Here is a 12495-nt window from a genome sequence, read left to right on the forward strand (position 1 = left end):
AAAAAACCAGAGAAGCTAGCTTCTCTGGTTTAAATAATACTTTTTAAAACTGTCAACCTATTTTAGGACGACTCAATTTAACTTTTTAGAATTAAATCTTAATATAATACTCTAAAACGTAATGTACCTTCTACATTTTTTAATTCTTGAATTACATCTTGATTATAATCTTTATCGACATCAGTAATTACATAACCAACTTTAGGATCTGTAGATAAATATTGTCCAACAATGTTTAATCCGTATTCGGCAACAACTTTATTGATATTCGCCATTACACCCGATACATTTTTATGCATGTGTAAAAAACGATGTGAATTTTGTTGCTTTGGTAGACGAATATTTGGGAAGTTTACAGCATCTACAGTATTTCCTGAATTTATATATGCCATAATTTTTCCAGGAACAAAATCTGCAATATCTCTTTGAGCTTCTTCTGTACTTCCACCTACGTGAGGAGTTAAAATAACATTTGGTAAACCTTTTAAATCTGTATAAAACTCTCCATTTTTTCTTGGTTCCTCAGGATATACATCAACAGCAGCACCGGCTAATTTCCCAGATTTTAACGCTTTAGTTAGCGCTGGAATATCAACTACAAAACCTCTTGATAAATTCACTAAATGAGCACCATCTTTCATTTGAGAAATTTCTTTAGCTCCTATATAATTTCTGTTTAAAGAATTATCATCTACATGTAACGTAACTACATCAGAAATAGCCAATAAATCAGCTAAAGAATTCATTTTAGTAGCATTACCTAAAGCTAATTTATCTTCAACATCATAATAGTACACATCCATTCCTAAAGCTTCTGCTAAAACAGATAATTGTTTCCCTATGTTTCCATAACCAACAATTCCTAATTTTTTACCTCTTACCTCTTTAGATCCTTGAGCGGTTTTATTCCATTCTCCGTTATGAATTTCTGTACTACGTTGAAAAACACTACGCATTAACATAATAATTTCTCCAATAGCTAATTCTACAACAGATCTTGTATTACTATATGGCGCATTAAAAACGACTATTCCGTTTTCTTTACATGCATCTAAGTCAATTTGTTTCGTTCCTATACAAAACGCTCCTACTGCCAATAACCTTGGAGCATTTTCAATTACTTTTTTAGTAATTTGAGTTTTCGAACGGATTCCAATTACATGAACATCTTGTAATTTTTCAATCAGTTCTTCTTCAGATAAACTTCTTCCTACAGTTTCTACTGTAAATCCGTCATTTGTAAATTTTTCATACGCATCTGCATGTATGTTTTCTAATAATAACATTTTGATGCGATTTTTTGGATATGATATATTTCTTGGCAAATCGTTTATAAATAAAAATTCGTCTAAATTTGGTGTGATATAATCTGCGTTTTTAATTGTTTTTTCACGCTGAACATTTTCTGTATACGCAAAAAACTTGTCGGCTACTCCTGCTTCTCTGGTTATATAATCGCTATAACCATCGCCAATTACTTGAATTTCTCCATCTAATTGTAAGCCTTGTAAACAAGCGATTTTTCCATTGTGTACAGAAAGAACATTGTCTCTGTCAAATCCTATAATTTCGTCATTTTCACTAAACTCGAAAGTATTAGCAAATACTCTTTCTGCTGGAATGTTATATTCTGCAACTATAGGAATGATAAATTCTTTGAATCCTGCTGAAATTACATAAATATTTTCTGAATATGATTCGAAAAATTCTTTATTTCTTTCAATAGAACTGGACACTCTTTTCTTTAATTCTTGAATTAATAGATTTAAATCGGATCGTTTTGCATTAAGTAATTTTATTCTACGTTCTAACGACTGTGTAAAGGAGATTTCCCCATCAATCCCTAGGTTTGTGATTTTGATAATTTCATTAATTACCTCTTCTTTTTTTGGATTGTTTGCTAATGTTATTTCAGCTAAAACATCCAACGCCTCAACTTTTGTGAGCGTACTGTCGAAATCGAATATATAATATTTACTCATGGCTTTTGATTATCCATTCAAGCTTGAAAATTACAATCTATTTGGTAGAGAAAAAACTATTCTTGAAAGAAACATTTGATTTTTACAAAACTGTTAAAAAAAATGATTTATTTTAAGAATAATCTAAAAAACAGAAAATTAACTACAATTTTTTAAGTTTTATTTTTCAGACACATATGGTCCAAAAACATAACCTTTAACTCCAGGAAATTGTATTTCTAACCAGTTACCTTTTACTTTCCCTATTGTTTCCAATTGTAAAGTGTCGGTTACATAAACTTTCTCTTTATAATTGAGTTTCATTATTTTTTCACCATTTATGAGTGGTTTCGATCTAACATTTAAACCACTTTTAGCATTCACATAAAAAACAGGTAAATTTTTATATTCTATTTCAGTACCAATACTTTCAGTAGCAATCCAATTATTATTTACACTTGTAATATGTAAGATTCTATCCTTCAAAACCATATTAGAATAATCTTCATTATTATTTTCTTTAGGCAAAATATCTGATACCACTACATATTCATTTCCATCTTTGTATATATATTTTATGAGCTCCTTAGAGAAATTATAATCGTTATATAGAAATATATTTTTCTCTTCATTAATAAATCTATACACTCCATTTTTATTCGTTACTTTTTCATTAATTATAAATTCACATCCATCTTCAATAAAAGTTCCATAACTATAACAGTCTTTCATCATATATTTCATGTAAATAGAATCTGATGTATGTTGATAAGCATCAATTTCATTATTGCTGATCATTTCTTTATAATTATTGCCATATTCACCTATAAGCTGTAATCTTTCTTTTTCTTTGTAATTATTAAAAATATACGCGGAGTCTATATCATTTTCTTTTAAAGCATACCATGTCTCTGATTTTGCTCGATATGAATCATAATCACTTTCTTCTTTTATGGATAAAACTTTATTTTCCAAACCTTCTACTCCTATGGTGTAACGTATTTTTCTATCATCTGAATCTTTCACATAAATTTTATTGCCTTCGACTTTATCAATTTTCATTTTTCTTTGATAAAACTCATCTCCTCCTCTAAATAACACTATGAATGTATCTTTTTCGATCTTTTTCCATCCCTTTATATTGCCTGGTTTTGAAGGTGATAAGACCCCAAAAGACCCTACTTGATAAGAGGAATCTGTTTCTTTTTCTATAAAAAATAATCTTTGATTTAAAACGTCTTTAAACTCTATTTTATTCTTATTTTTTTTGAGCCTTTCAATCCATATTCTTTTCTTTAGCATTTTCATACTTATTTAATATTGATTGAGTATTTAGTTTTTCTTCATTTTCTTTCCTATTGTTTTTCTCTTTTACACAAGAAATTATCAGAGTAATAAAAAGACCTGAAATAAAAAATTTAAAAACTCTTTTTAGCATTTTTATTCGGTTTTAAGATTTGTCAATTTTAATGAAATTATACTAGACAATAGTGTAATTAAACTTATGAGGAAGTATAACGAAAAGGTTAAGCTAGCTATGTTGTTTGTAAAGGAAACTAATAATACGAACGCTAGCATTAAAATTAAGAAAATCAATAAAATGATATAGTGTAATTTCTTTTTTACCTTCAGTTTATCTAAATATCTTATTATTAAAAACGGAATAACAAAAAACCCACTTAATATAACGTGTTGAATATCTGAACCATTCATATAAACAAAAAGAGCATTTAACACAATACAAATTGCTATTATCATGGAAGCATTATTAAGTTGTTTCTTATGTTCTGTTAATAATACAAATACGTTATACCTATTTGCTTTAATTGAAAAGGCTTTTAAGTACAGTATGAACAGATTAAATATATTAACTAAAAACACTGTTATTAATATTATTTTACCCTCTAGGATATCATTAAAAACAATTTGGTAGTTTACAAAAACCAATCCTACTGTAGCGAGCATCGCTGGTCTATGAATCAATTTTGTTTCCTCTGGAGTAGCATAAGCCACAAACTTTTTATAGGAAAAAACTACAATCGATAATATTAAAAAAGGAATACTTATTAATAACAGCATTCTTGTTAAATCATTATGACTATTGATTATTTTGTATGTAAAAATTAATAAAATAATTAGGCTAAGTAATGTTGCTATAAAATTTGTTTTTTTATTGTAAATTTTTGATACCATTATTGTCGTATAATTAAAGTTCCCATTTATTATTGATGTAACTGTAAATCTCATAATACCAATCTTTTTCAATTTCTTTTAGTTCTAAATTTTGAATATGATCAGTTGATTTACTTTCTTGAAATTGTAGTCTCTTTTTACTATATACTATTTGATGACAGAAATAATATTCATTACAGTTTGTATTGAAAATTTTAAACACAAACGTTGAATCTTTAGGCTTAATACTTAAAGCTGTAAAAGGTTCTAAATCGTCTTTTATACTATCTAATACGTAAAAGTTTTTCTTCTCTTTATGAGGTAATAATCTTTTAATTCCATTGATATTATAGCTATAAAAACGATCTGAATGTACAAACGTCGTATGTGCTTCGGCAGAATCTTTTAAAATTTCAATATGCCTTAAAAGGTAATCTTTAGCAATTTTTATTTTTTCTAAATCATAACCTTTTTCATTCATTCTGTATTCATTATTACACCCCTTGTCTTTACAAGAAAAAACAATGAGTATAACTAAAAAAATGTAAGTTATTCGCATAGCAATTTAAATTTTGTAACCTTTTTATAATTACAACTTTGGTAAAAATATGATTAAATACTTTTAAAGAGAAACAAAAAAGCCAGCAAATAAATTTGCCAGCTCTTTAATAAAAAATACTCTTATTAATTAAGAATTCTCTTCCTGAGGTTTCAACTCTTTTAATCCTATAATTTTGTGTACAACTTCTCCGTCTTCTTCTAGAGAAGTATACGTAATTTCAAAAGATTTCCCTTTAAAAATGTCAGACTGTAAATCGTAAGTTTCTAATACTTCATCTGAAACTGAACTAAAAAGCATTGACGTTCCATCTTTTAGTAAAAATTTATAACCATCTTCGGAATGTCCTTCGAAGCTAGCCAATACATGTTTTTCGTCTTGAAGTAAACAAACTTGGTCTAATGGCATTTTTAAAGCATTTAAACTTCCGTAAATTCCTGCAGATAAGAATAGCATTAAAAAAGCTACTTTTTTTAAATAATTGTTCATTTTTGATTGTTTTAAAAATTAAACTTATTGATATTGATTGGTAGCTTATTGAATTAACTGCGCAGGAAATTGATAATCTACACTACATAAAACCCGTAGAAATTAATATTATTTTCTAAAAATCAATACTTTAACTTTATTTAATATAACAACTCTTTATTTTAGAACTTTTAACGCTAATTAAGATTCTTTTTTAAAAAAAAAGCTCACCTTAATGGTGAGCTTCAGAAATTATCTAATTAATTTTTTATACTTAATACGTTTAGGCATAATGTCTCCACCCAATCGTTTCTTTTTATTTTCTTCATATTCAGAGAAAGATCCTTCGAAGAAATATACCTGAGAATCTCCTTCAAAAGCAAGAATATGTGTACATATTCTATCTAAGAACCAACGGTCGTGCGAAATCACTACTGCACATCCTGCAAAGTTTTCTAATCCTTCTTCTAAAGCTCGAAGTGTATTTACATCTAAATCATTGGTAGGCTCATCTAATAATAATACGTTACCTTCTTCTTTAAGTGTCATGGCTAAATGTAAACGGTTACGCTCACCACCAGACAATGTATTTACCTTCTTATTTTGCTCGCTACCAGAAAAATTAAATCTACTTAAATAAGCACGTGAATTCACTTGCTTCCCTCCCATCATTACCAAATCTTGACCATCTGAAAAGTTCTCCCAAATAGATTTATTAGGATCTATATTTGCATGATTTTGGTCTACATAAGCAATCTTAGCAGTTTCACCAACAGAGAAAGTTCCAGCATCTGGATTCTCTTCTCCCATAATCATTCTAAAAATTGTTGTTTTACCGGCACCGTTTGGTCCAATAATACCAACAATTCCTGCTTGAGGTAAATTAAACTCTAAATTCTCGTATAATAACTTTTCACCAAAAGCTTTAGAAACACCAGCAGCTTCGATTACATTAGTTCCTAAACGTGGTCCATTAGGAATGTAAATTTCAAGCTTTTCTTCTGTTTGCTTTTGATCTTGATTCATTAGCTTATCGTAGTTCTTTAAACGAGCTTTTGATTTTGCTTGACGCCCTTTTGGTGCCATACGAACCCATTCTAATTCTCGTTCTAAAGTTTTCTGACGCTTAGAAGCTGATTTACTTTCTTGTTCTAAACGTTTTGCTTTTTGATCTAACCAAGAAGAATAATTTCCTTTCCAAGGAATACCTTCACCTCTATCTAACTCTAAAATCCAACCTGCTACATTATCTAAGAAATAACGGTCGTGAGTTACGGCAATTACAGTTCCTTTATATTGGGCTAAATGATGCTCTAACCAATGTACAGATTCAGCATCTAAATGGTTGGTAGGCTCATCTAATAATAATATTTCTGGTTCTTGAAGTAATAATCTACAAAGTGCAACTCTTCTTCTTTCTCCTCCTGATAAAACACCGATTTTTTTATCTGGATCCGGAGTACGAAGTGCATCCATTGCAATTTCTAATTTCGTATCTAATTCCCAAGCGTTAGTTGCATCAATTTTATCTTGCAATTCTGCTTGACGATCCATTAGTTTTTGCATCTTATCAGCATCAGAATACACTTCTTCTAAACCAAACATATCGTTGATTTTGTTGTATTCATCTAATACTTCTACTACTTCTGCAACTCCTTCCTTTACGATTTCAAGTACGGTTTTGTCTTCATCAAGTTGAGGTTCTTGCTCTAGATATCCTACTTTATATCCTGGAGAAAACACAACATCTCCTTGATAATTTTTTTCTACTCCGGCAATGATTTTAAGTAAGGTAGATTTACCAGATCCGTTTAAACCTAAAATTCCAATTTTAGCTCCATAAAAAAAGCTTAAGTATATATCTTTTAAAACTTGTTTTCCAGTTGATTGATAGGTTTTAGATACCCTATTCATGGAAAAAATGACTTTCTTATCGTCTGACATTTATGTAGTGGTTAATTTGGTTTGTAAAATTTAACTGTATTTATTTAAAAGTAATTGTTTGTCTTATACACGACCTTTTAAAGCATTAAACACCCATGCTATAGCAAAGAATCCTAAACCTATAGCTGCAAAACCCCAGCCTATGTCTTCGTATCTGTATGCTCCTAATCCTATTAATAAAACTCCAATAAAAATCATTAAAAGTGTAGCGTAAGCTAACACTGTGTTTTTGTTCATTGCCATATATCTATCTTTTTATGCGCTTCCACAAGCGTGATTTATACTATGGTTGTCGTTCTCTTGAGATAAACATAAATGCCTTAGTATTTTGCGCAAAATGAAATACAAATATCGAGAAATATTTATATTATTCAAGAATAAATTAATGGTTCTATATAAATGAGTTATTTATTTTCTAGCAAGTTTTCTTAAGGTTACCCATTGTTTCATCATTTCTCTCGAATCACAAGCAGGGTATCCTACAACCGTTTTTCCAGCTGCAACATCTGAAATAACACCTGATCCTGCACCTACAGTAGCACCAGAATGTATAGTTGTATGATCTTTTATAGACGCACTACCTCCAATTACTACTCCATCTCCTAAAGTAACAGAACCTGCTAAACCACTGTTTCCGGCCATGATACAGAATCTTCCTAAAACAGAATTGTGACCTATTTGCACTAAATTATCTATTTTACAACCGTCTCCTAATATTGTTGAGCTAAATTTACCTCTATCTACACATGAATTTGCGCCAATTTCTACGTTATTTCCTATAATAACATTTCCGATATGAGGAATTTTTGTTAATCCTTGTTCACTTGGTCTATACCCAAATCCATCAGCTCCAATACTCACATTGGTATGAAAGATACAATTATTTCCTATTTCACTTCGCTCACGAATCACTGTTCCAGACCAAATTATTGTATTAGCCCCAATCGTTGTATCATCAAAAATAGATACATTCGGATATATTACTACATTATCACCTAAAACAACATTTTCTCCTATAAAAGAGTTTGCACCAACTTTACAATTGTTACCTAATTTTGCTGTCTCACTTATTACAGCTGTAGCATGAATATCTGTAGAAAAAACTGGTGATTCAGGTTGAAAAAGCTCTAATACTTTTGCCATTGCTAAATCTGCATTTTTAACTCTAACAAAAGCTCTACCTTCTCCAGGCTCTATTGTTATTTTCTCATCTACTATGGCAGTTTTAGCTTCTGATTTTTCCCATAAACGTGCATACTTACTACTTCCTATAAAAGTGATATGATTTTTAGTTGCTTTATCTATTTGTTCTGGAGCATGTATTTTTTCCGTACAATTACCTATTAAATCTCCTTTTAAAAATGTAGCGATTTCGTTTATTAGAAATGATTTCATGAGCGTATTATAATTCTAGTTTTTCGTGATTTCACCCTTAAAGCAAGAGTGATTGTTTATAGTTTCTTATAGTTTTTTATAATTGAGAAGCTAACCTACTTCCCTGATCTATAGCGCGCTTAGCATCTAATTCAGCAGCTACATCTGCACCTCCAATTACATGGACATTAACTCCTTTAGATTGTAAAGGTTGTAGTAATTCTTTAAATGGTAATTGACCTGCGCAAATAATTACATTATCTACCTCTAAAACTTTTTGCTCTTCATTTTGAGTATAATGTAAACCTTGATCATCTATTTTATCGTATTGTACTTCATTAATAAATTGTACATTCTTTTTCTTTAAATTCGCTCTATGAATCCATCCTGTAGTTTTCCCTAAATTACCTCCAAATTTTCCTTTACTTCTCTTGAAGATAAAGATTTCTCTTGGTGAAGGATGCACATGTTTTTCTACACCTTCTATACCACTTCTAGCTTCTAAACTTTTATCAATTCCCCATTCATTCAACCATGCATCAATATTTTGAGAAGTACTTTCTCCTTCATGTGATAAATATTCAGATAAATCGAATCCAATTCCTCCAGCTCCAATTACAGCGACTCTTTTACCAACTTCTTTTTTAAGTTTTAAAACATCTATATAATTTAATACTTTTTCATGATCTACTCCCGGAATTCTTGGTGTTCTAGGTGTAATTCCAGTAGCTAAAATTACCTCATCAAAATCTCCTTGCGCTAAATCTTCAGCATTTACTCTAGTATTCAACTTCAAATTAACATTGTGAAGTTCTATTTGCTTACCGAAATATCGAATCGTTTCATAAAACTCTTCTTTACCTGGAATTTGTTTCGCTATATTAAACTGCCCACCAATTTCACTTTCACTATCAAATAAAGTAACTTCGTGTCCTCTTTGCGCTGCAACTGTAGAAGCAGCCAAACCAGCCGGACCAGCACCTACAACTGCTATTTTTTTCTTTTTATCTGTTGGCAAATAATTTAATTCTGTTTCGTGACAAGCTCTTGGATTTACTAAACAACTTGCTACTTTTTGTTCAAAAACATGATCTAAACAAGCTTGGTTACATGCAATACAAGTATTAATTTCATCATCTTTTTCCTGCTCTGCTTTATTCACCCATTCTGGATCAGCTAAAAATGGACGAGCCATAGAAATCATATCTGCATGACCTTCTGCTAAAACTTTTTCAGCAGTTTCTGGCATGTTAATTCTATTCGAAGTAATTAAGGGAATAGAGATTTCGCTTTTCATTTTCTTAGTCACCCAAGTAAAAGCTGCTCTTGGTACCGAAGTTGCTATTGTAGGAATTCTAGCTTCGTGCCAACCAATTCCTGTATTGATAATAGTTGCTCCAGCTTTTTCTATTTCCTTTCCTAACATTACGATTTCGTCCCAAGAACTTCCGTTCTCTACTAAATCCAACATAGAAAGTCTATAGATAATAATAAAATTTTCACCTACTTTCTCTCTAGTTTGTTTAACTAGTTCGATTGGTAAACGCATACGATTTTCGTAGCTTCCTCCCCAATCGTCGTTTCGTTTATTTGTTCTTTTTGCAATAAACTGATTAATTAAATATCCTTCAGAACCCATAATTTCGATTCCATCATAACCTGCTTCTTTTGCTAAAGCAGCTGACTTAACAAAATCTTTAATTGTTCTTTTAATACCAGACTCTCTAAGCTTAAAAGGTTTAAAAGGTGTTATTGGCGACTTTATTGCAGACGGACCTACATTAAGTGGATGATAACCATATCTTCCTGCATGTAAAATCTGCATGCATATTTTTCCTCCTTCAGCATGAACAGCTTCTGTGATTACTTTATGTCTTTCTGCATGTTTCTTAGTACTCATTCTAGCAGAAAAAGGTCCTGTCCATCCTTGTATATTTGGAGCAATTCCTCCAGTAACAATTAATCCTACTCCTCCTTTTGCTCTTTCTGCATAAAATCTGGCTATTTTATCATATCCATTTTTTTCTTCTTCTAAACCAGTATGCATAGATCCCATTAGGATTCTATTTTTTATTGTAGTGAAACCTAAATCTAACGGTTCAAAAATATTCTTGTACTTAGTCATTCAGTCTGATTTTTAATTTTATTATGCACGCATAATAACTGCAAGATACTTTTATTTTTCGAATTTGTAAACCTTAACTTTCTTTTAATCTTATTTTTTTGTGTTATAATTTAATGAAAATATAAATTTGCTAACCTTTTTATAACGAAAAAATAAATGAATAAACTTTTACTAACTATTTTAATATTATTCAGCTTTTATAGTTATTCTCAGTCAGCATCAATTCGAATTGATGGAAATTTTGATGATTGGACTTCTGATTTGACGACTTTTACTGATACCAATGAATCTCTTGACGGAATTGATCTTTTAGAATTTCAAGTAACTAACGACGCTGAATATTTATATATTAAAGTTAAAGCAAACAAAGAATTCGACTTAACAGACGGAGATATTATCCCACATAACTTCTTTATGTACTTAGATACTGATAATGATTCTAGCACGGGATTTAGAGTACGAGACGATTATGGAGCTGAATTAGGTATTCAATTTGGTGAACGTGTATTGTTCAATAATTTTGTGAACACACCAAAAACACAAGTTAATTTTTCTGAAGTAGGATTAAGAGCTGCACCAACAGTAACATCTAAAGAATTTGAAATTGCAATTCCAAGAGCTAGCATTCCTGATGGAATTAATCCATTATTTCCATCTCCTTCGGTGAAAATTTTAATCCGTAATAGAACTAACTTCGATTGGTTACCTAATTTAAATAGTGTATTTACTTACACTTTTGATGAAACTCCTACAACCCCTTATCAACCAGTTGATATTAACAAATCTGATGATTCTTTTATAAGAGTAGTAGCCTACAATACCAAATTGAATTCATTATTAGATACGAATAAGTTAGATGAATACGAACGACTTATTAAAGTAATTCAACCAGATGTTATTGGTTTTGTAGAAAGTGCTGATACAACAATAGAGTACATTAAATCTTTATTTGATTCTTGGATTCCTTTAGGAACAGCAAACGGATGGTACGTTAAAAAACATGGTGGTGAAGTAACTGTTTCTCGTTGGGAAATCACACAAGAATGGGATTTAGATCGTCAATTCCCTGTACTTATAGATTTACCGGATAGTTATGGTACAGATTTATTATATACCAATGCTCATTTAAATTGTTGTGGAGCCGATGATAGAAGACAAAGACAAGTTGATGAATATGCAGCTTTTGTTTTAGATGCTAAATCTCCAGGCGGACAAATAACTTTACCAAAAAATACTCCAATTGTATATTCTGGTGATTTAAATTTAGTTGGACTTTCTAATCAATTAGCTACTTTATTAACTGGACAGATTCAAAATGTAGGAACTTATGGTTCTGGTGCTCCTTTAGATTGGGATGATACAGACTTTAAGCATGATAATGCTTTACAAACAGATATTCCTATGGCTTATACTTGGAGATCTGATGGTTCTAATTTTCCTCCCGGAAAACTAGACTTTATAATTTATTCTGATTATGTATTAAATGCTGAGAAAACCTTTGTGATTCAAACTGAAGAAATGCCAAGTGAACGCTTAAATCTTTTTGGTTTACAAGAGTTTGATACAAGTACTGCTTCTGACCATTTTCCTGTTGTAGCAGATTTTTCTATTAACAGAAATACTTTAAGCACAAAAGAAAATTTTGTTTTTGTAAATAAAGTTTTCCCAAATCCGGCAACAAATAAAATTAATATTCAACTTAATGTTTTTGATACATATAATATTCATTTATACAATGCCGTTGGAAATTTAATTTTAACTACTGAAAAAGAAACAAACTCGATAGAGTTAGATATTAATACTATATCTGGAGGACTTTATCATTTAGCAATTACGAACTCTAAAGGAGAACGAAAGTTTATTAAAGTTCTTAAAAAATAAAAATTACATCT

General features: G+C 30.3%; 9 protein-coding genes. 1 reads left to right on the top strand and 8 read right to left on the bottom strand.

What is annotated here, in order from left to right:
• Nucleotides 1-98: 98 nt before the first annotated feature.
• The 8 genes from serA to Q1A46_RS17200 form a co-directional block, all read right to left on the bottom strand.
• A complete protein-coding gene (gene serA, locus Q1A46_RS17165) occupies nucleotides 99-1982 on the bottom strand; it encodes a phosphoglycerate dehydrogenase (RefSeq protein ID WP_299681779.1) in 1884 nt (627 codons plus the stop codon).
• 159 nt (nucleotides 1983-2141) lie between these two features.
• Entirely contained in the window at nucleotides 2142-3263 is a 1122-nt protein-coding gene (locus tag Q1A46_RS17170) for an SH3 domain-containing protein (protein ID WP_299681782.1), read from the bottom strand.
• 904 nt (nucleotides 3264-4167) lie between these two features.
• On the bottom strand, nucleotides 4168-4692 hold the full coding sequence (locus tag Q1A46_RS17175; RefSeq protein WP_299681785.1) for a hypothetical protein: 525 nt from the start codon (nucleotides 4690-4692) through the stop codon (nucleotides 4168-4170).
• Nucleotides 4693-4821: 129 nt separating this feature from the next.
• Complete coding sequence (locus tag Q1A46_RS17180) at nucleotides 4822-5181, bottom strand: hypothetical protein (RefSeq protein ID WP_299681788.1); 360 nt, start codon at nucleotides 5179-5181, stop codon at nucleotides 4822-4824.
• Nucleotides 5182-5412: 231 nt separating this feature from the next.
• Nucleotides 5413-7104 carry an energy-dependent translational throttle protein EttA gene (ettA, locus tag Q1A46_RS17185; RefSeq protein WP_299681791.1) on the bottom strand — a complete coding sequence of 564 codons (1692 nt, stop codon included), beginning with the start codon at nucleotides 7102-7104 and terminating at the stop codon, nucleotides 5413-5415.
• Nucleotides 7105-7167: 63 nt separating this feature from the next.
• Nucleotides 7168-7347 (bottom strand): CAL67264 family membrane protein, encoded by a 180-nt coding sequence (locus Q1A46_RS17190; RefSeq protein ID WP_095070655.1) that lies wholly within the window; start codon nucleotides 7345-7347, stop codon nucleotides 7168-7170.
• Nucleotides 7348-7512: 165 nt separating this feature from the next.
• Nucleotides 7513-8499: a UDP-3-O-(3-hydroxymyristoyl)glucosamine N-acyltransferase gene (gene lpxD / locus Q1A46_RS17195; protein WP_299681797.1), complete on the bottom strand. Its 987-nt coding sequence runs from the start codon at nucleotides 8497-8499 to the stop codon at nucleotides 7513-7515.
• Between the two features lie 76 nt (nucleotides 8500-8575).
• Nucleotides 8576-10603 (bottom strand): FAD-dependent oxidoreductase, encoded by a 2028-nt coding sequence (locus tag Q1A46_RS17200; RefSeq protein WP_373456518.1) that lies wholly within the window; start codon nucleotides 10601-10603, stop codon nucleotides 8576-8578.
• A 156-nt stretch (nucleotides 10604-10759) separates the two neighbouring features.
• Here Q1A46_RS17200 and Q1A46_RS17205 point away from each other — a divergent pair, with 156 nt between their 5' ends.
• Nucleotides 10760-12484: a T9SS type A sorting domain-containing protein gene (locus Q1A46_RS17205; RefSeq protein WP_299681800.1), complete on the top strand. Its 1725-nt coding sequence runs from the start codon at nucleotides 10760-10762 to the stop codon at nucleotides 12482-12484.
• Nucleotides 12485-12495: the final 11 nt, after the last annotated feature.

The organism is uncultured Tenacibaculum sp., assembly GCF_947502995.1.
GTDB lineage: Bacteria > Bacteroidota > Bacteroidia > Flavobacteriales > Flavobacteriaceae > Polaribacter.

What these genes read in the sequence shown, in the direction of transcription:
- serA (WP_299681779.1), bottom strand. Translation starts at nt 1,982, where the DNA reads ATGAGTAAATATTATATATTCGATTTCGACAGTACGCTCACAAAAGTT.
- Q1A46_RS17170 (WP_299681782.1), bottom strand. Translation starts at nt 3,263, where the DNA reads ATGCTAAAGAAAAGAATATGGATTGAAAGGCTCAAAAAAAATAAGAAT.
- Q1A46_RS17175 (WP_299681785.1), bottom strand. Translation starts at nt 4,692, where the DNA reads ATGCGAATAACTTACATTTTTTTAGTTATACTCATTGTTTTTTCTTGT.
- Q1A46_RS17180 (WP_299681788.1), bottom strand. Translation starts at nt 5,181, where the DNA reads ATGAACAATTATTTAAAAAAAGTAGCTTTTTTAATGCTATTCTTATCT.
- ettA (WP_299681791.1), bottom strand. Translation starts at nt 7,104, where the DNA reads ATGTCAGACGATAAGAAAGTCATTTTTTCCATGAATAGGGTATCTAAA.
- Q1A46_RS17190 (WP_095070655.1), bottom strand. Translation starts at nt 7,347, where the DNA reads ATGGCAATGAACAAAAACACAGTGTTAGCTTACGCTACACTTTTAATG.
- lpxD (WP_299681797.1), bottom strand. Translation starts at nt 8,499, where the DNA reads ATGAAATCATTTCTAATAAACGAAATCGCTACATTTTTAAAAGGAGAT.
- Q1A46_RS17200 (WP_373456518.1), bottom strand. Translation starts at nt 10,603, where the DNA reads ATGACTAAGTACAAGAATATTTTTGAACCGTTAGATTTAGGTTTCACT.
- Q1A46_RS17205 (WP_299681800.1), top strand. Translation starts at nt 10,760, where the DNA reads ATGAATAAACTTTTACTAACTATTTTAATATTATTCAGCTTTTATAGT.